The sequence below is a fragment of the Streptomyces hamibioticus genome (genome assembly GCF_047946815.1).
Taxonomy (GTDB): domain Bacteria; phylum Actinomycetota; class Actinomycetes; order Streptomycetales; family Streptomycetaceae; genus Streptomyces.
Genome location: NZ_JBKKQY010000001.1, coordinates 5,107,845 through 5,132,870, shown reverse-complemented (window position 1 = coordinate 5,132,870; position 25,026 = coordinate 5,107,845). Strand labels below are relative to the sequence as shown.

At 71.6% G+C, this 25,026-nt stretch carries 16 protein-coding genes; 8 read left to right on the top strand and 8 right to left on the bottom strand.

What is annotated here, in order from left to right; all coding sequences use genetic code 11:
* From ybeY to ACLGIH_RS23225, 3 genes are read left to right on the top strand one after another with little or no spacing between them, the layout of a single operon-like run.
* Positions 1–498: an rRNA maturation RNase YbeY gene (gene ybeY, locus ACLGIH_RS23235; protein WP_416527197.1), complete on the top strand. Its 498-nt coding sequence runs from the start codon at positions 1–3 to the stop codon at positions 496–498.
* The gene (locus ACLGIH_RS23230) at positions 495–1,799 is read left to right on the top strand and encodes a hemolysin family protein (protein ID WP_416527196.1); all 1,305 of its coding nucleotides are present in this window, start codon (positions 495–497) and stop codon (positions 1,797–1,799) included. Before ybeY ends, ACLGIH_RS23230 begins: the two co-directional genes overlap by 4 nt.
* Complete coding sequence (locus tag ACLGIH_RS23225; RefSeq protein WP_416527195.1) at positions 1,796–2,155, top strand: MmcQ/YjbR family DNA-binding protein; 360 nt, start codon at positions 1,796–1,798, stop codon at positions 2,153–2,155. Before ACLGIH_RS23230 ends, ACLGIH_RS23225 begins: the two co-directional genes overlap by 4 nt.
* Here ACLGIH_RS23225 and ACLGIH_RS23220 read toward each other — a convergent pair.
* Complete coding sequence (locus ACLGIH_RS23220) at positions 2,117–3,625, bottom strand: MFS transporter (protein WP_416527194.1); 1,509 nt, start codon at positions 3,623–3,625, stop codon at positions 2,117–2,119. The genes ACLGIH_RS23225 and ACLGIH_RS23220 overlap by 39 nt on opposite strands.
* Before the next feature lie 112 nt (positions 3,626–3,737).
* Here ACLGIH_RS23220 and ACLGIH_RS23215 point away from each other — a divergent pair, with 112 nt between their 5' ends.
* Together ACLGIH_RS23215 and ACLGIH_RS23210 are read left to right on the top strand one after the other, a co-directional pair.
* Positions 3,738–4,616, top strand: a complete 879-nt coding sequence (locus tag ACLGIH_RS23215) for a helix-turn-helix transcriptional regulator (RefSeq protein WP_416529457.1) — start codon at positions 3,738–3,740, stop codon at positions 4,614–4,616.
* A gap of 129 nt (positions 4,617–4,745) precedes the next feature.
* Positions 4,746–5,099, top strand: a complete 354-nt coding sequence (locus tag ACLGIH_RS23210) for a cytidine deaminase (protein ID WP_416527193.1) — start codon at positions 4,746–4,748, stop codon at positions 5,097–5,099.
* A 74-nt stretch (positions 5,100–5,173) separates the two neighbouring features.
* Here ACLGIH_RS23210 and ACLGIH_RS23205 read toward each other — a convergent pair whose 3' ends face one another.
* Positions 5,174–5,737, bottom strand: a complete 564-nt coding sequence (locus ACLGIH_RS23205; protein ID WP_416527192.1) for a hypothetical protein — start codon at positions 5,735–5,737, stop codon at positions 5,174–5,176.
* A gap of 80 nt (positions 5,738–5,817) precedes the next feature.
* On the bottom strand, positions 5,818–13,638 hold the full coding sequence (locus ACLGIH_RS23200) for a ricin-type beta-trefoil lectin domain protein (RefSeq protein ID WP_416529456.1): 7,821 nt from the start codon (positions 13,636–13,638) through the stop codon (positions 5,818–5,820).
* Between the two features lie 549 nt (positions 13,639–14,187).
* Here ACLGIH_RS23200 and ACLGIH_RS23195 point away from each other — a divergent pair.
* Entirely contained in the window at positions 14,188–17,322 is a 3,135-nt protein-coding gene (locus ACLGIH_RS23195) for an FG-GAP-like repeat-containing protein (protein WP_416527191.1), read from the top strand.
* 131 nt (positions 17,323–17,453) lie between these two features.
* Positions 17,454–18,407: a GTPase Era gene (gene era / locus ACLGIH_RS23190; protein WP_416527190.1), complete on the top strand. Its 954-nt coding sequence runs from the start codon at positions 17,454–17,456 to the stop codon at positions 18,405–18,407.
* 15 nt (positions 18,408–18,422) lie between these two features.
* Here era and ACLGIH_RS23185 read toward each other — a convergent pair whose 3' ends face one another.
* Both ACLGIH_RS23185 and ACLGIH_RS23180 read right to left on the bottom strand, forming a co-directional pair.
* Positions 18,423–19,613 (bottom strand): carbohydrate kinase family protein, encoded by a 1,191-nt coding sequence (locus ACLGIH_RS23185; RefSeq protein ID WP_416527189.1) that lies wholly within the window; start codon positions 19,611–19,613, stop codon positions 18,423–18,425.
* A gap of 60 nt (positions 19,614–19,673) precedes the next feature.
* Positions 19,674–20,981 (bottom strand): glucarate dehydratase family protein, encoded by a 1,308-nt coding sequence (locus ACLGIH_RS23180; protein ID WP_416527188.1) that lies wholly within the window; start codon positions 20,979–20,981, stop codon positions 19,674–19,676.
* A gap of 359 nt (positions 20,982–21,340) precedes the next feature.
* Between ACLGIH_RS23180 and ACLGIH_RS23175 the strand changes: the two genes are divergently transcribed.
* Positions 21,341–22,708, top strand: a complete 1,368-nt coding sequence (locus ACLGIH_RS23175) for an MFS transporter (RefSeq protein ID WP_416527187.1) — start codon at positions 21,341–21,343, stop codon at positions 22,706–22,708.
* A gap of 13 nt (positions 22,709–22,721) precedes the next feature.
* Here the strand turns inward: ACLGIH_RS23175 and ACLGIH_RS23170 are convergent, their stop codons facing one another.
* The 3 genes from ACLGIH_RS23170 to ACLGIH_RS23160 are packed head-to-tail and all read right to left on the bottom strand — an operon-like array spanning position 22,722 to position 25,000.
* On the bottom strand, positions 22,722–23,714 hold the full coding sequence (locus ACLGIH_RS23170; RefSeq protein WP_416527186.1) for an adenosine deaminase: 993 nt from the start codon (positions 23,712–23,714) through the stop codon (positions 22,722–22,724).
* A 20-nt stretch (positions 23,715–23,734) separates the two neighbouring features.
* On the bottom strand, positions 23,735–24,640 hold the full coding sequence (locus ACLGIH_RS23165) for a ribonuclease Z (protein WP_416527185.1): 906 nt from the start codon (positions 24,638–24,640) through the stop codon (positions 23,735–23,737).
* Positions 24,641–24,646: 6 nt separating this feature from the next.
* Positions 24,647–25,000, bottom strand: a complete 354-nt coding sequence (locus ACLGIH_RS23160; RefSeq protein ID WP_416527184.1) for a histidine triad nucleotide-binding protein — start codon at positions 24,998–25,000, stop codon at positions 24,647–24,649.
* Positions 25,001–25,026: the final 26 nt, after the last annotated feature.

Genomic DNA, 25,026 nt, shown 5'->3' with positions numbered 1-25,026 from the left:
ATGTCGATCGACGTCAACAACGAGTCCGGCACCGAGGTGGACGAGCAGGCGATCCTCGACATCGCCCGCTACGCGCTCGCACGGATGCGCATCCACCCGCTCTCCGAGCTCTCGGTGATCGTCGTGGACGCCGATGCCATGGAGCAGCTGCACATCCAGTGGATGGACCTGCCGGGCCCCACCGACGTCATGTCCTTCCCGATGGACGAGCTGCGGCCGCCGTCCAAGGACGAGGACGAGCCGCCGCAGGGCCTGCTCGGCGACATCGTGCTCTGCCCGGAGGTCGCCGAGAAGCAGGGCCGGGAAGCACCGACGCAGCACACCATGGACGAGGAGTTGCAGCTGCTCACCGTCCACGGTGTGCTCCACCTGCTCGGCTACGACCACGAGGAACCGGACGAGAAGGCCGAGATGTTCGGCCTGCAGGCGGCCATCGTGGACGGCTGGCGTGCGGAGAAGGGCCTGACCGGCCCGTCCCCGGCCCCGACCGTGTCATGAGTCTGCCGCTCGTCACCGGCGCCATCGCCCTGGTCGTCGTCGCCTGGCTCGCCGCCTGCGCGGAGGCGGGCCTCGCCCGCGTCTCCGGCTTCCGGGCGGAGGAGGCCGCCCGCTCCGGGCGGCGCGGCAGCGCCAGGCTGGCCAAGGTCGCCGCCGACCCGACCCGCTACCTGAACGTGGCGCTGCTGGTCCGCGTCGCCTGCGAGATGGCCGCCGCGGCCCTGGTCACCTACGCCTGCCTGCGGGAGTTCCCCAGCACCACCGAGGCGCTGCTGATCGCCATCGCGGTCATGGTGCTCGTCTCGTACGTCGCCGTCGGGGTCTCCCCGCGCACCATCGGCCGCCAGCACCCGCTGAACACGGCGACGGCGGCGGCGTACGTGCTGGTGCCGCTGGACCGGATCATGGGCCCGATCCCGTCGCTGCTGATCCTCATCGGCAATGCGCTCACCCCCGGCAAGGGCTTCCGGCGCGGGCCGTTCGCCTCCGAGGCGGAGCTGCGGGCGCTGGTCGACCTGGCCGAGAAGGAGTCGCTGATCGAGGCCGAGGAGCGCCGCATGGTGCACTCGGTGTTCGAGCTGGGCGACACCCTCGTACGGGAGGTCATGGTGCCGCGCACCGACCTGGTCTCCATCGAGCGGTACAAGACCGTCCGGCAGGCCCTGACCCTCGCCCTGCGCTCCGGTTTCTCCCGGATCCCGGTCACCGGGGACAGCGAGGACGACGTGGTCGGGATCGTGTACCTGAAGGACCTGGCCCGCAAGACGCACATCAGCCGGGACGCGGAGAGCGACCTGGTGTCCACGGCGATGCGGCCGGCGTTCTTCGTGCCCGACACCAAGAACGCCGGTGATCTGCTGCGCGAGATGCAGAAGCAGCGCAATCACGTCGCCGTGGTGATCGACGAGTACGGCGGCACGGCCGGCATCGTCACCATCGAGGACATCCTGGAGGAGATCGTCGGTGAGATCACCGACGAGTACGACCGGGAGCTGCCGCCGGTCCAGGAACTGGGCGAGGACCGGTTCCGGGTCACCGCCCGCCTCGACATCGGCGACCTGGGCGAGCTGTACGGCCTGGAGGCGTTCGACGACGAGGACGTGGAGACGGTCGGCGGTCTGCTCGCGAAGGCCTTGGGCCGGGTGCCGATCGCGGGGGCCTCGTCCGTCGTCGAGCTGCCCGACGGGCGGAAGCTGCGGCTGACGGCGGAGGCCGCCGCGGGCCGCCGGAACAAGATCGTGACGGTGCTGGCGGAGCCGGTGGCCCCGGCGACCGCGTCCGGGGAGGCCGGGCCGGAGTGACCCCGCAGGAGCTGCGCGCGTTCTGTCTGTCGTTCGACGCGGCCGTCGAGGACTTCCCGTTCGGCCCGGAGACCTCGGTCTTCCGGGTGCTGGGCAAGATGTTCGCCCTGGCGAGCCTCGACGCGCGGCCTTTGAAGGTCAATCTCAAGTGCGACCCGGACGACGCGGTCCGGCTGCGCGGCGAGTACGAGGGTCTGATCGTGCCCGGCTGGCACATGAACAAGCGGCACTGGAACACGGTGACGGTGGACGGCTCGCTCCCGGACCGGCTCGTCCGGGAGCTCGTCGAGGACTCCTACGACCTGGTGGTGGCCGGTCTACCGCGAGCCGACCGGCTCCGCCTCGACCGTCCCTGAGCCGTCCCGGCGGTCCGCATCCGCGGCACCCGGGCCATCGCGGCGGGCCGAGCGCAGGCCCAGCGCCACCAGCACCGCCGCCGCCAGCACGATCGCCGCGTCCAGCGCCAGCACCGTGTGCACGCCGGTCATCAGGTCCGTGGACGTGGTGGCCAGCACGCCCAGCAGCGGGATGCCGACGGTGATGCCGACCTGCTGGGTCGAGGTGACCAGGCCGGTGGCCAGGCCCTGCTCCCCGTCGGGGACGCCGGAGGTGACGGTGATGCCGTAGGAGATGATCGCGCCGAGGTGGCACATGCTGGCCAGCGAGACGGCGGCCGTCGCGAGCCAGACCGACCGGCCGCCCTCGCCGAGCCCGAGCAATGCGGCGCCCAGCAGGCCCTGCCCGGCGAGGGAGGCGACCAGCGTGCGGCGGGCGCCGATCCGGCCGACGACCCGCGGCACGTACGCGCCGGCCACCACCGAGAGCACGCCCTGCACGCCGAAGACGAGGCCGGTCTCGAACGCCGACAGGCCCAGGACCTGCTGGAGGTACAGGGTCAGGACGAAGACCACCGTCGACATCATGGAGAAGGTGACCAGTCCGCCGAGGTTGCCCCAGGCGACGGTGCGGCGGCGCAGCATCCGCAGGGAGACCAGTGGGGTCGCGGTGCGGGACTCGACGATCACGAAGGCGGTCAGCAGCAGGACGCCGACGACGAGGGTGACGAGGACGTCGGTACGGCCGAAGCCGTGCTCGGCGGCCGTCGTCAGGGCGTAGATCAGCGCGAGCAGGCCGCCGGTGACGGTGACCGCGCCCGGGGTGTCCAGGCGGGGCCGGCCGGGGGTGGGGGCACCGCCCGGGCGTTCAGGGCTGCGGTGGAGGGACTCGGGCAGCAGGCCGGGGGCGAGCGGCAGCACGAGGAACGCGAACAGGGCGAGCAGGCCCATGGTGGAGCGCCAGCCGAGCAGGTCGGTCAGGACGCCGCCGGCCACCATGCCGACGGTGAAGCCGAGGGAGAGCAGCGTGCCGGAGATGCCGAGGGCACGGTCGCGGGCCGGGCCCTCGGGGAAGGTCGTGGTCAGCAGCGACATGCCGGTCGGGACGATGACGGCCGCGCCGAGGCCCTGCAGGGCGCGTCCGGCGAGGAAGGACGCCGGGTCCCAGGCGAAGGTGGCCAGCACCGAGGCCGCGCCGAAGACGGCGAGGCCGGCCAGGAACAGCCGGCGGCGGCCGTAGAGGTCGCCGATCCGTCCGAAGAGCAGCAGGAAGCCGCCGGACGGCAGCGCGAACGCGGTCACCGCCCACTGCAGGGCGGAGGGGCTCATGCCCAGGTCGGTGCCGAGCACGGGCAGGGCGACGTTCAGGACGGAGAAGTCCAGCGCGACCATGAACTGGGCGGCGCACAGCACGAAGAGGACCAGCTTGTCGCGGTGTGTGAGCCGGGGAGCGGGCGGCTTGGGTACGGGGAAGTCGGTGTCGATCGCCATGGTCACGAGCCTGCGGGCGCCGGAATAGCCGTGGGGAGCGGCCAGTTGTCCTGGTGGTGGCGCCACCAGGGAGGTGCGCCGTGAGACACCGGGGGGACGTGTGCCGGACGTGATGGAGGCGGGGGTGGGCCGGAGGACCGGCCGCCGGGCGGAACTGCGCGAGTTCCTGATGAGCCGCCGGGCCCGGGTCTCGCCCGAGGACGTCGGGCTGCCGGGTGGCGGTGGCCGGCGCCGGACGCCGGGGCTGCGCCGCGAGGAGGTCGCCGTGCTCGCCGGGGTGGGCGCGTCCTGGTACCAGTGGCTGGAGCAGGGCCGGGACATCTCCGTCTCGCCGCAGGTGTTGGACGCGGTCGCGCGGGTGCTGCGGCTCAGCAACGCTGAGCGCCGCCATCTGTACGTCCTCGCGGGGCTCAATCCGCCCGCGGCCGAGGTGGCGCCGGAGAAGCGGGACATGTGCGAAGGGCTGCGGCGGCTGATCGACACGTGGATGCCGTATCCGGCGCACATCATGGACCGGTACTACAACTTCGTCCTGCACAACGAGGCGGCGGCGACGGTGCTGGGCATGCGGCCGGGCACCACGCAGAACTGCCTCGTGGACTTCTTCACGGACCCGATGTACCGCGCGCGTTCGCAGAGCTGGGAGCGGAACGCCCGGACGGTCGTCGCCCAGTTCCGGGCCGCGTGCGCGGCGGCACCCGACGACGAGGGGTTCGGGGAGGTGCTGGACCGGGTGTCGGCGGCGAGTGCGGAGTTCCGGCGGCTGTGGGCCCGGCGGGACATCGAGGACGCCGGGCAACTCCGCAAGGAGCTGGACCATCCGCTGGTCGGCCTGCTGTGCCTGGAGTCGACGGCGCTTCAGGTACCGGCGCGCCCGGACCTCCTCATCGTCCTGCACACGCCCCTGGACGAGGCGAACAGTCCGGCGAAGCTCCGCTGGCTGGCCTCGCCGGAGGGGCGGCGCGGCGCGATGTACCCGGTGGCGGGGTGAGTGACCGGGCGACCGGCCCGGGGCGGCCTACCCGGTGGCGGGATGACCGGGCGACCGGCCCGGGGCGACCTACCCGGCGATGGGGTGACCGGGCGCCTGCTGCGGCGTACGCCTACGTATGCTGCGTCCATGACCGACACCACCGACCTCTCCCCCGAGGACCGCAAGATCGTCACCCTGGCCCGCTCGGCCCGCGCCCGCAACGGCGTCCCCGAGGGCGCCGCCGTCCGCGACGAAACGGGTCGCACGTACGTCGCCGGCACGGTCGCCCTGGCTTCCCTGAACCTCAGCGCACTCCAGACGGCGGTGGCGATGGCGGTGGCCTCCGGCGCCCAGTCCCTGGAGGCGGCGGCGGTGGTGACGGAGGCCGACACGGCGTCCGACGAGGACCGCGCGGCGGTACGGGACCTGGGCGGCCCTCAGACGCCGGTACTGGTGGCGGGGCCGGACGGGACGGTGCGGGGGACGGTGACGGCGGGCTGACGTCCACCCTTCCAGGAGCGGTGGAGGGCGGAACAACGCCCTCGGCCGTCCGAGCTCTCAGTGCGGCGAACCGGTCAGTCCGTGACGCCGTGACCACGGCCCAGCTCCGGCCTCACGAACCGCTGGTAGGCCAGGGCCCACACATCGGTCTCGCGACGCACCTTCCTCATCGTGGACAGCGGATCATCGGCCCAGCTCTCGAGAAGGGAGTCGGTGGCCGCCTGGCACGACCGCTCGAAGGCCACCGCTCCCTCCGCGCTGTCCACTCCGGCTTCCAGGAAGCCGACGGTCTCGGTGGCCCGGGTGGACATGTCGTCCCTGGACACGGCCTCGTTCCGGCCGAAATGGGCGAGCGCACCAGCGGCGAGGTCGTGGTAACCCGCGAGGAACTCCTCGGGCAGGGGAAGCGCCCGGGCCTGTTGCCACAACGTGCGGTTCGCCTCCTCGGCCCCCTGAAGGATTCCGGGATGGATGTCGGAACCCCGCAAATGGCGCCACACGGCCCTGACTCCCGCATCCACGCGGTAATACAGGGACTGGAGACGGTCGTCCGGACAGACGACAAAAACCGCGCTCCCGATCCGCAGGACCACGGACGCGTTATAAGCCAGGGCAGCGCCGCGCGCCACATCCTGCATGTGTGTGCTCCATCCTGAACGATCGCCACGACTGTGGGGGGAGCGAACACCCGCTCCCCCCACAGCCCTCAATCAGTCGCCTACCACGCAGCCGTGGTGGCCGACGTGATGGTCGCGCCTCGACGTGTCAGGAAATTCTCACACGCGGGGCAGATGGGTCTGCTGACCACGAGCAGACGCGGCTGGATCTGGAGGATACCCGCCGCCTCCGTCCACAGCTTCACCTCGGCATGCCAGAGATCGTCCTTGGCCACCGTCCTGGCCGGCTGCGGGACACGAATGGCGAGGGTGCCCGAGCCGAGCGACGGAAGCGCCGTCCACTGCTTCTGTGTAAGGTCCGCACGCGCTCCCACGGCGACAAGATCCAATCCACCCGTCGGGGTGTCGGCGTGAAGCGCGCCCATAGTGCGCCAGCCCGCGCCTCCCCCGGCGAGATCGGTCATGTCATCGACCATGTCCTGAAGGTGGTCGGGATCAGCTCCACCGGTGCCACAGTTGTGGACCAGGACCGGCGCAGCCCCCGCCGCCACGAAGTACGTGTGGACGTCACCAACGGTCAGGTTGTGGACCGTCGCCCCGGGGCTCGTCCAGCGCTTGACCGCGGTGATCTGGACGTGGGTGCCGGCGCTGGTGCGGAGCCACTGGCCGGGCTTCAGGTCCGTGGCGTCGAGCCACTTGCCGAGGGACGGGACCCAGAAGGGGTGGCCGTCGGTGGCCGTGATCTCGGACGTCTTCTCGCCCTTCGGGCCGTCCGTGTCGATCGTGACCTTGACCAGGTGCTTCAGGCCCTCGCCCTTGATCTCGGCCGTGACCGTCTCGACGCGGCGCTCGCCGGTCTTCGGGTCGGTGGCGACGACCTTGTCGCCGGCCTTGACCTGCTCGATCGGCTTGGTGGTGCCGTCGGCCATCAGGACGCGGGTGCCCGGGACGAAGCTGTTGTTGATCGGGCAGGAGCCGCCGCCCCCGCCGTCGGCCTTGCCGGAGCCGCCGCTTCCGCTGCTGCCGCCGCCCTTGGTGCGGGAGGAGCCGCCGGAGTCGCCGCCCGGCTTGGAGCCGCCGCCCTTGCCTCCGCCGCCCTTGGAGCTGTTACTCACCGACGACGCCTTCGGGGCCGACTTCGCCTGGGCCTGCTTCTGGACCGGGTTGCCGGTCTTCTTGGTCTGGGCGACCGCCTTGTCGGAGGTTCTCTTGGCCTGCTCCGCCGCCTTCTTCTTGGCGCGTTGCGCGGCCTCCTTCTTCGCCTTCTCGATCGCCGCCTTCTTCGCCTTCAGCGCCGCGGCCTCGGCCGCCTTCGCCGCGCGGAGGACCGCCTCCGCCGCCTTCTTCGCCTTGCGGAAGGCCTGGATGGCGTCGATCGTGCGGCTGACCGCCTTCAGCACCGACGGGATCTTGCCCAGCTTGGTCCACGGGATCGCCCCGACGATCAGGCTGCCGCAGGACCACATGTCACCGCCGAAACAGGCCAGGGCGTCATTGATGCCGATGAAGTCCTTCAGCGCGCCCCAGGCCGCCGAGAGGATCACCGAGCTGAGCGACTTGCCCATGGTGGCCTGTGCCTGGGCGACCTGTGCCGGGGACAGGCCCGCGCCCGCGAGGGCCGCGGCCCGCTCGGAGGCGGTCAGGGTGATGGCCAGACCCGTCGGGTCGGACATCGTCACCGGGTTGTTGTGCGCGTAGGCGTAGCCGTTGGACTGGAGCAGGTCGTTCAGGTCCAGCACCGGGTCGGCGGACAGGAAGCGTCCGACCACCGGGTCGTAGAGCCGGGCGCCCAGCGGCTGGTAGCCGGAGGCGTCGTCACGCGTCGCGCCCAGGAAGCCGGTGTGGCTCTGGAAGTTGACGCCTGCCGTGCCCGCACCGCGCTGGTTGCCGAACGGGTCCTGCTTGCGGACGCGGACCTCCATGCCGTCCTTGAGGGCGACCTCCGCGTAGCTGCTGCCCTGGTGGTCGCCGGCGAGCGCGACCAGGCTCTCGCCGCCGTTGCCGTAGGCGTAGCGCATGACCGCGCCGCCCGGGGCGGTGTAGGTACGCTGGGTACTGACCAGGACGCCGCCGCGCTGGACGGTGACCTCGGCCTCGCCCAGGTGGAGGGTGGCCTCCTTGCCCTTGATCGTCAGCAGCCGGGAGCCGTCGGGACCGTAGATGTGCCGGGTGTCGTTCTGTGCGGTCCACTGCTGCGACGCCTGCGAGAAGGAGCAGGGGTTGAGCACGATCGGCGTCGAGTTCGCCGAGTTGCCGCCGCTGACCGCCAGGCACAGGCCCGTCGCGACATGGCGGAGTCCGGTCGCGGTCCGCTGGATCTGCTGGGAGCTGGAGCCGTCGCACTTGTCCAGCTGCAGGGCCGCGTTGGAGGTGTTCGAGGCCGGCGCCACGCACCAGTCGTCGTAGACACGCAGCGTGCCCTGGTCGGGATCGGTCGCCCCCGGCTTGGGGGTGAACTTCCAGCTCTGGGCCGGGGAGCCGTTGCAGGTGTACAGCTGGATCGGCTGGCCGGCCGTCGTCGTGCCGCCCTTGAGGTCGAGGCACTTGTCGGCGAGGCCGACGTACGGGGTCTTGCCGCCGGTGCCCTGGCCCTTGATGCGGTCGACCTGGCCGTCGTGGGTCCAGGTCAGCTCCTGCTTGTCGCCGTTCTCGACGGAGGTGACGGACTTGGTCTCGCCGGTCAGCTCGTACAGCCGCTCGGCCTCGGCCTTCACCTGGGCGCCCTGCGGCGTGGTGTAGGTCTTGGACACCTTGGTCAGCGTGTGCGGCTGGGTGCCGTCGGCCTTGCCGTAGGCGTAGGTGGTCGTGGCGTCCTTGGCGGTGTCGCCGGTGAGGTTCTTCTCGGTGAGCTTGGTGCGGTTGCCGAGCAGGTCGTACTCGTACTCCTGCCAGTAGCCGGAGCTGTCCTTGCCGGCGGCCACGTTGAGCGTGCCGTCGCTGTTCTTCGGGCCGCCGCAGGCGGTCTGGTCCTTGGCGGTCCAGGCCGTCTTCAGCTGGCCGAGCGGATCGTAGGAGAAGCACTGGCGCTCGGCGATGCCGTCGGAGTGCTCGCGGATGGAGGTGACGTTGCCGGCCGGGTCGTAGGTGTACGACCGATTGGAGACCAGGTGCCCGGCGACCAGGCTCTGGCCCCCGGCCTGCTCGCGGTAGACCGACTGCTCCTTGAGCTCGCCGCTGGACTCATCGTACGAGCTCTGTGTCCAGACCCGGTACGGCTGGGCACCCAGGGTGGAGCGCAGCACCTGGCCGTAGGAGTCGTAGACGGTCTCGGCGCCGTACCAGTCCTTGCCGGAGATCGACAGGGGCTTGCCGTCCTTGTTATAGCGGACGACGAGCTTTTCGGCGTCGAACCGGCCGACGGCCGGGAGGGACGCCTCCTTCAGCGCGCCGGTGTCGCTGTACGTGTAGCCGTATGTGTAGGAGGTCTGGAGGCCCCAGGTGTCGGCCAGCGTCTGCGGCAGGGTCAGTGTGGTCGAGGTCGGCTGGTAGTCCTTGGTGTAGCCGTTGATCCGCTGGGTGTACGCCTGTCCGTCGGTGTGCCGGGTCGCGGTGGCGGGCATGCCCTTGCCGCCGGGGGCCGAGTCGTAGCCGAAGTCGGCCAGCAGCTTGCCGGTGGAGCTGTCCAGACGCTGCTCGGTCGGGCGGGACAGGACGTCGTAGCCGTTCCAGACGGTGATGCCGCGGGCGTTGGTGGTGGTCAGCGGCCGGTCGCGGTGGTCGTACGTCGTCCGCGTGGTGCCTGTGTCCGGGTCGGTGGCGCTGGTCTGCCGGCCGCGGTGGTCGTAGGTCCAGGTCCACGGATGGGTCTCGTCGGCCGAGTTGACCGCCTTCACCATCTGGCCGTGCGCGTCGTAGGTGTAGCGCATCGACGTGTAGCCCTCGGGCGCCTGCGGGTTGAACGTGTCCACCCGGGAGGTGCGGCCGAGCGCGTCGGTGTAGACGCGGTAGGAGGAAGCCCCGGTCGGGTGGCTCACCTTCGACCAGTCCGCGCCGTACTCGTAGCGGGTGGCGCGGGCCGGGACCGGCTCGGACGTGGCCTCGCCCGTCGCCGGGTCCTTGACCTTGAGGACCGGCGTCTCCTGCACCACGCGGCCGAGGCCGTCGTAGGTGTAGCGGGTGATGTTGGGGACCGCCGTGTCGGCGAGCGGGGTGAACAGCTCACCGGGCTCGGCCTCGTGGGTGAGGTAGGCGTTGTTGGTCTGCCAGACCTCGCCGGAGCTGTTGTACAGCGTGTCGGTGATCAGGTGACCGCCGCCGTCGGCCTCCTCCTGCGTCTGCCGCTCGCGGCCGAGGCCGTCGTAGAGGGTGACGGAGGTCTCGACGCTGTCGTTGTGGCCGCGGGTGTGGGTGGTGACGTACGGGGGCTTGCGGTCGGGGTTCTGCGGGTCGTACGCGGGGATGGTGTAGACGGCGCGGAAGTCCGGGACGGCCGAGCCGGAGGGGGTGCGGCCCGGGGCCCACGCCTCGACCAGGCGGCCCAGCGGGTCGTACTTGGCCTCGCTGACGTGGCCGTTGGCGTCCGTGGTCCGCAGGGTCGTCGAGCGGCCCGGCTCCAGCTCCTGCTTCTGGGTGTGGCCGGCGGCGTTGGTCTCGGTGACCGTGAACACCTGGCCGGTGGACGGGGTGTAGGTGATCGTGCCGGAGTTGCCGTCCGGGTCGGTCTGCTTGACCACGCGGCCGACGGCGTCGAACGCGCTGGTGCCGTTGGACTGGAAGCCGGTGCCGGCGCCGTTCAGCGACCACGTCTCGGTGGCCAGTGCACGTGTGGTGGAGGAGAGCGCGGTGCCGTAGCCCTGCCCGTCGTAGGCGGTGCGGGTGGCGCCGCTCAGCGTGGACAGGTCGGCGAAGTCGGCGTTCGCGCAGGTGGTCGGCGAGATCAGGGCCTGCTTGGTCAGGCCGATGATGTTCTTGCCGGTGTGGTGGAGGTACTCCAGCTTGGTGCAGGACTCGTCGCCGGGCTTGCCGGTGTCGCCGAGCGACTCGACCTGGGTGGGCAGGCCGTGCGTCGGCTCATAGGTGGTCTTCGTCTCGACGACGCGCTGGGTACGATCGTCGTCACCCGTGCCGGAGGACTTGGTGTACGCCACTTCCCTGGGCTCGGTGACGCGCCAGGCGCGCAGCGGGTCCAGGCCGTCGTCGCGGTCGCGCTTGCCCAGTTCGGTGGCGGCCGGCACGGTGACGCTGCGGGAGAGCCAGTCGGTGTCGGCCGCGGAGGCGCTCGTGTAGGTGAGTTCCTCGGCGATACGTCCGGCGAAGGGCTCGCGGTCCTTGGCGATCTCGGTGCCGGTGATGTCCGTGACCGGGACGGTGTCGCCCATGCCGCGGAAGTAGCGGGTGACGGCCTTGGACTTCTTGCTGCCGATGGACGGCTCGTCCGTGCCCGTGATCACCGTGGTCTGCTCGAACCCGGCGAACCGGGAGTAGGTGCGGGTGGACTTCTTGGTGAACTCCGCGTCGGCGAGCTTCCAGCCCGCGTTCTTGTACGCGTAGGCGGTGCGGGTGGCGAACGCGCCGTCGACGTTGGGCAGTTCCTCGATGGAGTCCACGACGTACTTGTGGAACCAGTCGATGTCCTCGACCTCGGGGTCGGGGTTCCAGAACTGCGGGTAGCACAGGCGGGTGTTGGACTTCAGCGCGGCGGTGTCGCTCTTGCCGGGCAGTCCGGTGCCGGTGGCACAGTCGCCGGCGGCGGGCTTGTAGGCGACGACGGTCTCGCCGCCGTACTCGTTGATGACGCGTTCGATGCGCAGCCGCGAGAAGCCGGGGCGCGGGTCGTTCGGCCGCATGACCCGGTTGGGCATGTCCTCGGCGTTGGACTCGAAGCGCACCGCGTTGAGCGTGACGCTGTCGTCGGTGGAGCCTTTGCGGGCGTAGCCGGTGCGCTGGATGGACTCCAGCCACAGGGCGGTGTTCGGGCCGGTCTTCAGGACCGGGAAGCTCTGCTTCAGGCTGTACCGGTCGACTACCTGGCGGCTGTCGGTGTCGGTGCGCCGCTGCGCGGAGGTCTGGATCTCCGTCAGGCGCTTGCGGGTCCAGAACGAGGGACCGGCGTTCCAGCACTTCTTGCCGGCCTCGCAGCGCAGGTCGGCCGGGGTGTCGTACCAGATCCGGTACTTGCCGGGGTCCTTGTCGCTGAAGTTCGCATCGGAGCAGGTCAGCGTGGCCTCGTCCAGGCAGCGCTCGGCGACCTTGAACAGGACGCGGGCCGGGGCGGTCGCGGAGAAGATGCTGTCCTTGCGCTGTCCGTAGTCGATACGGGACAGGTAGCCGCCGCGGTCGTAGACGACCGGTGCCTTGAAGTTGAAGTTGCGGGCGTAGTGGTTCTGCTCGGTCTTCCACCACAGGGACATGGCGTTGCCGTGGATGTCCTCGACGTAGTCGAGATTCCAGCGCCAGGCCTGGGTGCACCAGGAACCGGCCCAGTCACCTGCCTTGTAGCAGTCCTCGCCGGGGTGGTTGCCGTAGACCGGCACGGTCAGCACCGAGTCGGTGACCGGCTTGCCCTCGGTCCAGCCCGGGAGCTTGTGCAGGCCGAAGTGGTAGCGGGTGCCGTCGGTGGTGGTGACGACCCAGTACTCGCCGTCCTTCGCTCCGTTGCCGGTCGCCGAACCCTTGATCCGCTCGATCTTCGAGCCGTCGCCGTTGGCGGTGAACCAGGTGCCCTTGGCCTCGTCCCAGACCAGCTCGGTGGTCGTGCCGCCGAGGGAGAGGGTGGCGTTGTTCGAGCCCCAGCACAGGTCCGCGGTGCGGTGCTTGGCGTTGTTCGACCCGGCCTTCTTGGAGTCCTGGCGGCAGTTGGCGTACGTGCGGGTGATGGAGCCGGGGTTGTAGTCCCAGCCGTCGCCGATCCACGAGGCCTGGTTGTTGGTGGCGGAGGTGCGCCCGTCGACCGACTGCGAGGAGTAGCTCAGCGCGACCTTGGGCATCAGGCCGCCGGCGGTCTCGGGCACCTGGACCTGGTAGCCGTAGGTGAAGGCGCCCGAGGAGGCGCCGGCCGACCAGGAACCGGAGGACAGCAGCGGGGTCGCGGTGAAGTCGCCGGCGGCCGAGGCGCCGGTGTCCATGGCGCCGACGACCTGTGGGCCGGAGGCGTCGACCGCCTGGAGGGCGTCGGTGCTCGCGAAGGTGGCGGAGGCGGTACGGACGGAGGCTCCGGACGGCTTGGGGGCCGACTCGGCGTCCGGCTCGGCGGACGCTTCGGCGCCGAGCAGGTTGGCGACCGGCACCAAGCCCGAGAGGATCTTGTGCTTCGAGGCGTTCTTCGGAGCCTTGGCCTTGGTGGGCGCCTTGCTCGCCGGCACCACCTCCACGGTGCTGGGCAGCCGTTCGGCGTTGTCGTCGTCCGCCTTGCCCGACATCGTCTGGACTCCGCCCTCGGCGGCGCAGTCGCCGCTGTTGGGGGAGCTGAGCACGCACTCGGGCAGCAGCACCAGGCCGAAGCGATCGGCGGCCTGCGGGCCGTAGAGGTCGGCGAAGGAAGTGGTGTCGACGGCGAGCGCCACCTGCGCGGTCGGGTCTGCGGTGGCCGGCGGGGTGACCTTCATGATCAGGCCGGAGACACCGGCGTCCTGGGAGGCGGCCGGCGCGGCCAGGTCCACCTTCCACTCGCCGGCGATCGCAGCGGGGTCGGCGCCGGCGGGCACGCCCACCGCGACGGGCACGCCGTCGGAGACCGCAACCATGGTGCCGGCCTCGGCGTCCGGGGCCAGGGTCGCGGTGCCGCTGCCGTCGGACCAGGGCGTCACGGCGGTCGGCGCGTAGGGGTCGACGGGCACCTCGGGGGCCGTCGTGAGGTTCTTCTCGGCTTGCTCGTCCCCGTCGACCGGCGTGCTCTTCGGCAGGTCGGGAAGGTCGACCGACTCCTCGCGGCTCATGCCGGGGCCGGGTACCGCCCACGCCTGAGCGCTGAGGCTGGTCACCATCAGCGTCGTGGACAGCAAAAGGACGGTCGCCGCGCGGCCGTGCCGGCGACGCCGTCGTTGTGACTCTGCCGGAGCCGGGCGTCTCCACGCCGGCCAGGACAGCGGACCTTGAGCACGCATGCGCGTCGACTCCCACCCAGGCAATACGAATGTGCCCCGCACCCTCTGTCATGAGCGCCACACATTTCAAGATCAGCGAGAGGCCACCAGAAGCCTCTGGAGTGAGCTGCGCCACGGTGCACCGCCCATCAGAAGCGGCTTTCTCGTGACTGACGCGATCTATGGCGAAAAACCACTTCCATCGGCTCACAACAGGTGATCAAAAGCCGTAGACACGACACCTGCTGCCGGTCATCGCACACCCGCTGACCGACCATCACAGCTTCATAAATTCCTCATGCGTCGACACGGTGTGTGAATCGTGTGATCGTATGCGCGCCCATGCCCCGTGACCTGCAGTCCGGGGCTGTCCGTGCTCTCCCCATCCGCCTGGTCCACACGGGAGTAACCGCCGCCGTGCCTGCGCCGCCTCGTCTTCTCAGCCCCTTCGTGCGCACGCGCACCAGGCTGACCCTCACCCTCGGCCTCGTCCTGGCCGCACTGACCGCCGCCCTGCTGCCGTGGTGGCTGCCCGACGACTCGTCGCCACCGCAGGCCCGCAAGCCGGCCGACGCCAAGCAGACGACGACCGGCCCGCGTGACGAGGCCGCCGCCGCTGCCGAGGCCCGGCGCACCCGCAAGCGGGTGCTCGTCGACACGGCGACCAGCGCCACCTCGCAGACCTGGGCGCAGCCGGACGGACAGCTGCGCACCCGGATCAGCGCGCTGCCCCAGCGGGCGAAGAACGCCGACGGGGCGTGGGCGCCGATCGACAACCGGCTGCGGCGCACCGAGGACGCCGACGGCCTCGGCGTCCGCCCGGCCAACCCACCGGTGCCGGTGCGGTTCTCCAGCGGCACCCCCGGCCGGAACGACCGCGCGGACCGCTCCTACGCCCGCCTGCCGCTGGCCGCGGAGACCGCGGACCAGGACACGGTGCTGGCCGAACTGGACATCGACGGCCACACCGTCGCCTACACCTGGCCGGGGCCGCTGCCCGAGCCGGTACTGGACGGTCCCCGGGCCCTGTACCCCGAGGTGCTGCCGGGCGTCGACCTGCTGCTGGTCGCCCGCGAGGAGGGCGGCTTCGCGCAGTTGCTGATCGTCAAGGACCGGCAGGCGGCGCGGAGCGAGGCGCTCGCCGAGGTCTCGTACGGACTGCGCTCGGACACGGCGGTTTTCGAGTACGACGAGAGCGGCAGCCGCGTCCTGGTCCTCGACCGGTCCGGCAAGGAGCTGGGCTCCGTTCCGACGCCCTTCGCCTGGGACTCCGCCGGCCGTGACCCCGAACTGGCCGAGGGCGCGCCGCGCACCTCGGTCGAGACGCCGGCCGACGTGCTGAAACTGTCCGGCCTGAGCGGTATCGAGCCGGGCGCGCGCCAGGACCGGTTGCCGCTCCGTCTGGAGGGCGACCGGACCGGGACGGCCCGGCTGGACCTGAACCTCGGTGAGCTGGGCCTGCTGACCGACGAGGACGCCCGCTTCCCGGTGTTCGTCGACCCGACCCTGAACGCCGGCTGGCTGGCCTGGACGGTGGCGTACAAGCCGTACCCGAACAGCAGCTTCTGGAACGGCACCAACTTCAGCTCCGGCACCTCGGACGCCCGCGTCGGCCACGAGGACGACACCAACGGCACCGCACGCTCCTTCTGGCGCATGAACTACAGCAGCGCGCTGAAGGGCGCGACGGTCTCCTCCGCGACCTTCAAGGTGCTCAACAACCACTCCTGGTCCTGCACCAAGCGCGAGTTCCAGTTCTGGCTGACCGGGGCGATCTCCTCCGGTACGACGTGGAACAAGCAGCCCAGCTGGTCCACCAAGCTCGATGCGCAGTCGTTCGCGCACGGCTGGTCCTCCAGCTCCTGCCCGGACGCCTACGAGGCGTTCAACGTGAAGACGGCCGCCCAGAAGGGCGCGGACAGCGGCTGGTCGAACATCACCTTCGGCATGCGCGCGACCAGCGAGTCGGACACCCAGACGTGGCGGAAGTTCCGGGCGACCTCGGCGACGCTGGAAGTGGTCTACAACCGCAAGCCCGGCGAGCCGACCGGCGGCAAGTCCTCGCCCGGCGGCACGTGCGCGGTCGGCCCGGGCGGCGGCGTGACCGTCGGCAAGACCAACATCACGCTGTCGGCCAACGCCAAGGACCCCGACGGCAACCTCAGCAAGCTCCGCTTCCGGTTCTGGAAGACCGGCGGCACCGTGCCGTCCGGCACGCTCGCCACCCCCGACTCCGCCGGCACCGCCAGGGTGACCATCCCGGCCACGTTCCCGCTGGAGGACAAGACCACCTACTCGTGGGACGTGCGCGCCGAGGACTCCGGAGGCCTGGTCTCCTCCTTCTTCCCGCCGGGCACCGAGCCCTGCCGGATCACCGTGGACGCCACCGCTCCGCCGCAGCCCGAGATCGAGAGCGAGGCCTTCCCCGAAGCCACATCCGACGGCCAGACCTGGTCGAAGGTCAAGTTCGGCGCGACCGGCTCGGTGACCTTCCGCTCGCCGGGCGCGACCAAGTTCCAGTACGCGATCGAGGGGCTGGACTGGACCTACGTGAACGCCAACGCCGACGGGGTCGCCACCGTGACCGCCCTAAAGCCGCCGCACGCGGGCCCCAACTGGCTGAACGTGTACGCCTATGACGCGTACGGCAATAAGAGTGCCCGCTCGGACTACACCTTCTACGTCCCGCCGCGGGACAAGGCCGACGAGCCCTGGGACACGGGCGGCGACGGCATTCCCGACCTGCTGATCGTGGACGCCGACGGCAACCTGTTCAACTGTGTCGGCAACACGGGCGGCGAGCTGTACGGCTGCCTGGGCGCGGCGTACACCTCGGACAAGAAGCTGCACCCCGAGAACCACTGGTACGACCCGGCCACCGGCAAGGCGGCGCTGATCACCCACCACGCGGACGCCTACCCCGGTGACGGCACCACCGACCTGTTCGCCGTCACCCCCGACGGCCGCGCCTGGCTCTACCCGGGAGACGGCTACGGCAGCTTCAACGTCGACAAGCGGATCAGCCTCCGCCTGCCCGCCGGCACCCCGGCGCCCTCGACCTGGACCCAGATCAGAGCCGTCGGCGACATCACCGGCGACGGGCACCCGGACCTCGTCCTGCGGGCCGGAGCCGGGTTCTGGACGCTGTCCGGCTACAGCGGCGCTACCTTCCGGACCGCCACGCTGATGAACAGCGACGCCTGGGCCCGCCGGGAGATCGTCAACGTCGCGGACATCAACGGGGACAAGACGCCCGACCTGCTGTGGCGCAACCTGGACAACGGCAACATGTACGTCCGCCACGGCAAGCCCGGCACCGTCAGCGGCAGCGTCGACCTGGTCTCGCTCAAGCTGGCCGCCAACTCCCTCAACGGGGACGTGGCCTACGGCACCAGCTGGACCGAGGCCAATGTTCCGACGGCCCTCGGCATCCCGGACGTCAACGGCGACGGCATCCCCGACATCTGGGCGCGCCTGGCCTCCGACGGCCAGACCCGGATCTACCACCCGTCCAGGACCAACACGAACCCTCCCGTGAAGGTCGTCCTGGGTGTGAACTGGAACGCGGTCAAGGCCTTCGGCTGACATCCGCGCTCCCGCCGAGCCCCGGTTCCCCCGTGCAGGGGGCCGGGGCTCGGCCGCTTTTCGCGGCGGCCAGCGGGCGCGGGGCGGTGGACGGTGCGGCGCGGGTCCGGGGATCAGGGAGAATGGACGCCATGAGCGTCCGTACCCAGTCATCCGAAGAGCCGGCCGAGGCTGTCCACAGGGCCGGTTTCGCCTGCTTCGTGGGCCGTCCCAACGCGGGCAAGTCCACCCTCACGAACGCTCTGGTCGGGCAGAAGGTGGCGATCACCTCGAACCGGCCGCAGACCACGCGGCACACGGTGCGGGGCATCGTGCACCGGCCGGACTCCCAGCTGATCCTGGTGGACACCCCGGGGCTGCACAAGCCGCGCACCCTGCTCGGCGAGCGGCTCAACGACGTCGTCCGCACCACGTGGGCCGAGGTCGACGTGATCGGCTTCTGTCTGCCGGCCAACGAGAAGATCGGCCCCGGCGACCGGTTCATCGCCAAGGAACTGGCCGGGATCAAGAAGACCCCGAAGGTCGCCATCGTCACCAAGACCGACCTGGTGGACTCCAAGACCCTGGCCGAGCAGCTGATCGCCATCGACCAGCTGGGCAAGGAGCTGGGGATCACCTGGGCCGAGATCGTGCCGGTCTCGGCCACCGCGAACCAGCAGGTGGGCCTGCTGGCCGACCTGCTGATCCCGCTGCTGCCCGAGGGCCCGGCGCTCTACCCGGAGGGCGACCTCACCGACGAGCCCGAGCAGGTCATGGTCGCCGAGCTGATCCGGGAGGCCGCGCTGGAGGGCGTCCGGGACGAGCTGCCGCACTCCATCGCGGTGGTCGTCGAGGAGATGCTCCCGCGCGAGGACCGCCCGGCCGACAAGCCGCTGCTGGACATCCACGCCAACGTCTTCATCGAGCGCCCCAGCCAGAAGGGCATCATCATCGGCCCGAAGGGCAAGCGCCTGAAGGACGTCGGCATCAAGTCCCGCAAGCAGATCGAGGCGCTGCTGGGCACGCCGGTCTTCCTCGACCTGCACGTGAAGGTGGCGAAGGACTGGCAGCGCGACCCGAAGCAGCTGCGGCGGCTCGGGTTCTGAGCGGCCGGCCGGGGGTCACGTCGGGCATCGGAAGCCGATCGTCGGGACCGCCCTGCGCAGCGGCCAGGGCCTGACCGGCTCGTCGGGGACCAGTCCGGCGAGGAACGCGTAGCGGCTCAGCGCCGCCGGGTTCTGGCCCTCGACCGACTGGACCCTGCGCCACCAGGTCGCGACCTCGCACCAGCCGGGCGCCGACAGCGAGCCGCCGAACTCCTGGACGGACAGGGCCGCGGTCAGGCCGGCGAAGGCGAGCCGGTCGGCCAGCGGCCAGCCGGCCAGCGTGCCGGTGACGAACCCGGCGACGAAGACGTCACCGGCGCCGGTCGGGTCCAGCGCCTCGACCTCGATGGCCGGGACCTCGGCGGTCTCCCCCGTGCGCCGGTCGACCGCGTAGGCGCCCTCCGCGCCTAGGGTGACCACCGCGAGCGGCACCCGCTCGGTCAGGGCGTGGGCGGCGGCGCGCGGGCAGTCGGTGCCGGTGTAGCGCATGGCCTCCTCGGCGTTCGGCAGGAACGCCTCGCAGTGCGCGAGGTCCGGCAGGCCCGCCAGGTCCCACGCGCCGGTGTCGTCCCAGCCGACGTCGGCGAAGACGCGGGTGCCCTTCGCGGCGGTCTGGGCGATCCAGGGGGCGCGGTGGCCGGGGGCGAGCGAGGCGATGGCGGCACGCGCGCGGGGCGGGCAGTCGGGGGCCGGTTCCTCCGGCGGGGGCTCGTGGCCGTGGGAGACCATCGTGCGCTCCCCCTCGTACGCCATCGAGACCGTCACCGGCGAGTGCCAGCCGGGCACGGTGCGGGAGAGGGCCAGGTCGATGCCCTCGCCCTGTTCGAGGGCGTCCCAGCAGTAGTCGCCGTAGTGGTCGTCGCCGAAGGCCGCGGCGAGCGAGGTGTGCAGGCCGAGGCGGGCCAGCGCGGTGGCCATGTTGGCCACGCCGCCCGGGCTCGACCCCATGCCGCGGGCCCAGGACTCGGTCCCGCGCACCGGGGCGGAGTCGAGCCCGGTGAAGATGATGTCGAGGAAGACGGTGCCGGTGAGGTACACGTCGCAGGACGGGTCGCCCGGTGCGCGCACGGCGGCCAGGGGGTCGACATGGGGGTGGTGGCGGGCCTGCCCGTCGGCGTGGCGGGCGGACCTGCCGGAGACCTCGGACGCGGACGCGGTGGACACGGTGGTCGCTGTCACGGTGCGCTCCCTGACACGGACTGACATGGTGCGGGTCAGGCCAGTGTGCACCACGGGAGCGACAGCCCGGTCCGGCGTCGCGCCCGGTCACCAGCGCGGCACGGACGGCGTGACCCAGCCGGGGTCGGCGACCCGCATCGCGGCCGCGTCGTCGCGGTCGCGCAGCGTGCCGTCGTCGTCCAGCCAGCGGCGGTGCAGGTACGCCAGCCGGTCGCGGTCGAGTGCGATGCCGAGGCCGGGGGCGTCGGAGACGGTGACCTTGCCGCCTTCGAAGGCCGGCCGCTCGGTGAGCACGTCCTCCGGCTGCCAGGGGTAGTGCGAGTCGCAGGCGTGGTGCAGGTTCGGGACGGTGGCCGCGACCTGGGTCATCGCGGCGAGGCTGATGCCCAGGTGGGTGTTGGAGTGCATCGACACCCCGACGCCGAAGGTGCGGCACACGGCGGCGAGTTGCCGGGTGTTGCGCAGCCCGCCCCAGTAGTGGTGGTCGGAGAGGACGACCTGCACGGCGTCGCGCGTGAACGCCTCCTTGATCTCGGCGAACGTCGTCACGCACATGTTGGTGGCCAGCGGCACCGCGGTCCGCGCCGCGACCTCGGCCATGGCGGAGGTACCCAGCACCGGGTCCTCGAGGTACTCCAGCACGTCCCCGAGCCGTTCGGCGACCGTCAGTGCCGTCGCCACGGACCAGGCACCGTTGGGATCGAGGCGCAGGGGGTGGCCGGGGAACGCCTCGGCGAGCGCCCGGATCGCGGCGGCCTCCTCCTCCGGCGGGAACACGCCTCCCTTGAGCTTGAAGGACGTGAAGCCGTACCGCTCCTGGAAGGTGCGGGCCTGCTCGACGACTCCCGCCGGGTCGAGGGCGGGGCCCCAGTCGTCCTTCTCGCAGGCCACGCCCTCCGGGTGCGCGGCCCACTTGTAGAAGAGATACGCGCCGTACTCCACGGCGTCGCGCACCTTGCCGCCGAGCAGGGCGTGCACGGGCAGGCCGAGCGACTTGCCGAGGGCGTCCAGGCAGGCGACCTCGAAGGCGGAGACGACGGACAGGCGCAGCTTGTCGGGGGTCTGCACACCGCGCAGGCCCCCGACGTCGATCCGCCCGGAGTCCTGGGACGACCCGACGGCCACCGCGTCGGCGAGGGCGAACAGCTCGTTCACGTCCGTGACCCGGCGGCCCGTCACCCGTTCGGCGAGCGGGCGGGCCAGGTCCAGGTACTTGGTGTCGCCGTACGTCTCACCCACGCCGGTGACGCCGTCGGCCGTCACCACCTCGACGATCAGCCGGGGAGTGTACGGCTGGTGCACGCCCTGTGTGTTCAGCAGCGGTGGATCGGCGACCAGGACCGGCGTCAGCCGCACGTCCGTGATGGCGAGGTCGCGCACGGGGTGGTCGGCCATAGGGCGGCTCCTCCGAACGGTATCCACATATGAGAATGCAGGTTAGGGAGCCGAACGAAGAGGCGTCAACGGGGCAACCGCGGGCGGGGCGGGCCCGCCGGTCCGGGCGCGGCACGCTCACCGGTGCGAGCCGGGCGGTCCACCGGCACAAGGGGCCACTGCTACCCAGCCCCATGAGCCCCAAACACAAGAGTGCTCCACATCACACTCCCTGGCTTCGCCTGCTCGTCCCCTTGCTTGATACAAATTGCCCGCGCGTTCCTGTCCGTCGACGGTCGTCGCCCCTCCCCTTCTGAACTTTTCCCTTCTGCGCCTTTCCCTTTTCTGTCCCCTTCCTTTCGCATGCCCTGGGAACGCCCGTGTTCGCCCGCACCACCCCCTGGCCCCTCGTCGCCCGCACCACCCCCTGGCCCCTCGTCGCCCTCTTCACGGCCGGGTACCTCGCTCCGTATCTCCTGCCCACCACCGTCGGCAGACTGGACAGCGGACTCGCCCTGACCGCCACTCAGGCCGGCGCGGTCGGCAGCGCGCTGCTGCTGAGCTCGGCGACGGCCGGCTTCCTGCTCGCCTCCCACGTCGAGCGGGTCGGCGCCCGGTCGCTGGCCCGGCTCGGGCTCGTCCTGGCCGCCCTCGGCTACGGCACCGCCGCCCTCACCACCGACGTACCGGCCGTCGTCGCCGGTGCGGTGGTGGGCGGGTTCGGCTCGGGGACCGCCATGACGGTCGCCGCCACCCGGATCGCCGGGGAGCGGGATCCCCACCGGGCCTCCACCCTGGGGCTGCTGACCGTGTCCGCGCTGGCCGGCGCGGTGTATCTGACGGTTCCGCACCTCGGCCCCGGCCACGGGCTGCCGCTGGCCGCGATCGCGCTGACCGCCCTCGCCGTGTGGCCGCTGACCGGGCGCCTGCCCGGCCCGGCGCGCGACGTGTCGTCGCCCGGGGCAGCCGACCGGGCGCCCCTCCCCCGCCGTCGCTCGGGACTGGTCCTCGCCGCCGCGGTGGCGTGCTGGTCGCTCGCGCAGAACTCCCTGTGGGGGGTCAGCGGCAGGATCGGCCTGGAGCAGGCGCACCTCGGCGAGGCCACGCTCGGGCTCGTCTTCGCCGCGGCACTGGGCGCGGGACTGGTCGGCGTGCTGACCGCCGGGGCGCTCGGGGCCCGGCTGGGGCGTGCGGTGCCCATCGGCGCCGGGACGCTGCTGATCGCCGGATGCATCGCGCTGACCGCGTCCGCGACCGGTCCGGCGACCTTCGCGACCGGGGAGATCGCCTGGAACACGCTGTACCCGGTGGTCCTGTCGTACCTCATCGGGCTCGCCGCCTCCCTCGACCCGCGCGGCAGGTGGGCGGTGCTCGTCGGGTCGGCCTCCTCGCTGGGCTCGTCGGCGGGGCCGCTGACCGGCAGTGTGCTGTCGGCGCAGGCCGGGTTCCCGGTCATGGGCGCGGTCCTCGGTGCCGGTCTGCTGCTGGTCGCCGTGCCGATGACGGCCGTCGCCCTGCACACCGGCGGGCGCCCGCTGCTGCCGGGCGCGGTGCGCCGCCGCGGCGGCCACCCGGCGGCCGTGGTCGCCGCCACCACCGGCACGCCCAGCGGCGCGGTCCCCGAGGTCGGCGCCCCGGAACAGCCGGTCGTGGAGATCCCCGTGGAGGCCCCGGCCGTTCCCGTCCAGCGGGCCTACGACACCGCGGGGCCCCGGCACGCGGCGGCCGCACCGGGGCCCGGGCACTGACTCCTACGGCGCGCTACCCGAACTCGTACGCCTCGACCTCCGCGAGGTACCGCGCCCGGAGCCGCTCGTCGTCGTCCAGGAAGGCGGCGAGGAAGGAGTTCCGGGCGAGTTCGCGCAGCCGCTCCGGCGGCAGGCCGAGGGTGTCCCGCACGGCGTCGAAGTTGTCGCCGGCGTAGCCGCCGAAGTAGGCCGGGTCGTCGGAGTTGACGGTGCACATCAGGCCGGCGTCCAGCATGGCGGGCAGCGGGTGGCCGGCGAGGGTGTCGACGGCGCGCAGCCGGACGTTGGACAGCGGGCACAGGGTCAGCGGGACGCGCTCGCGCGCCAGCCGCTCGACCAGCGCCGGGTCCTCCACACAGCGCAGGCCGTGGTCGACGCGCTCGACGCCGAGCACGTCCAAGGCCTCGGTGATGTACTCCGGCGGGCCCTCCTCGCCCGCGTGCGCGACCCGGCGCAGCCCGAGGGCGGCGGCCGTCTCGTACACCTCGCGGAACTTCGCCGGCGGGTGCCCGACCTCGGCGGAGTCCAGACCGACGCCGGTGATCCGGTCCAGGTGGGGCTTGGCCAGGTGGAGCGTGTCGAGGGCCGACTCGGCGGACTCGTCCCGCAGGAAGCACATGATCAGCCGGGTGGAGACGCCGTGCCTCTCGGTGCTGCGGTCGAGCGCCCGCCCCAGCCCCTCGACCACCGTTTCCATGCCGACGCCCCGGGACAGGTGCGCCTGGGGGTCGAAGAAGATCTCCGCGTGCCGCACGCCCTGGGCGGCGGCGCGGGCCAGGTAGGCGTCGGCGAGGTCCTCGAAGTCCCGCTCGGTGCGCAGGACGGCCATCAGCTCGTAGTACAGGTTCAGGAAGGACTGGAGGTCCGCGAACCGGTAGGCCTCGCGGAGGGCGTCGGTGTCGGCGTAGGGCAGGGCGACACCGTTGCGCGCGGCCAGCTCGAAAGCCAGCTCCGGTTCCAGAGTTCCTTCGATGTGCAGGTGCAGTTCAGCTTTGGGCAGGGGCATCAGTGCATCGTACGGCGGTCTCACCGACGTTTCGGAACCGCTACCCGGAGCAGGTCATGGGCGACGGTCAGCTCGCCCTCGTACCCGGCGGCCCGTGCCTGTCGCTCGAACTCCTCGGGGTCGGAGTAGCGCTGGCTGAAGTGGGTGAGGACCAGGTGCCGCACCCCCGCGTCCCTCGCCACCCGGGCCGCCTGGCCGGCGGTCAGGTGGCCGTGCTCGACGGCCAGTTCCTCGTCCTCGTCCAGGAACGTGGACTCGATGACGAGCAGGTCGCAGCCCTCGGCGAGGACGTGCACGCCCTCGCACAGCCGGGTGTCCATGACGAACGCGAACCGCTGGCCCCGGCGCACCTCGCTGACGTCCTCCAGCCGTACGCCGGCCAGCTCGCCCTCGCGCTGGATGCGGCCCACGTCGGGGCCCTTGATGCCGTGCGCGGCGAGCCGGTCGGGCAGCATGCGGCGGCCGTCGGGCTCGGTGAGCCGGTATCCGTAGGACTCGACGGGGTGGGAGAGCCGGTGGGCCCGGAGCGTGTAGGCGGGCGTGACCGCCAGGGTGCCGTCGGCGTCCACCGGGGCCTCGGTGAGGTCGACGGTCTCGCGGTAGGCGGTGGCGTACCGGAGGCGGTCGAAGAAGCGCTGCCCGGAGCGGGGGTAGTGCGCGGTGACCTGGTGCGGCACCCGGTCGAGGTTGACGCGCTGGATCACACCGGCGAGGCCGAGGCTGTGGTCGCCGTGGAAGTGGGTGACGCAGATCCGGTTCAGGTCGTGCGCGGCGACCCCGGCGCGCAGCATCTGGCGCTGTGTGCCCTCGCCGGGGTCGAACAGGATGCCCTCACCGTCCCAGCGCAGCAGGTAGCCGTTGTGGTTGCGGTGCCGGGTCGGGACCTGGCTGGCGGTGCCGAGGACCACCAGTTCGCGGACGGACACGGCCGCCTATCCGGGGGGCCATTCGAGGCCGCGCCCGCCGAGCACGTGGGCGTGGGTGTGCCACACGGTCTGGCCCGCGCCGGCGCCGGTGTTGAAGACGATGCGGTAGCTCTCCAGCTTCTCGTCGTCGGCGACCGCCTGGGTCTCGCGCAGCACGTCCGCGGCGAGCGCCGGGTCGGCGGCGGCGAGCGCGGCGGCGTCCCGGTGATGCGCCTTGGGGATCACCAGGACGTGCGTGGGCGCCTGCGGGTTGATGTCGCGGAAGGCGACGGTGGTCTCCGTCTCGCGGACGATCGTCGCCGGGATCGTGCCGGCGACGATCTTGCAGAACAGGCAGTCGTCCTGCGGTTCCCCTGCCATGGGGCCTCCTCACGCCGATGATCTTC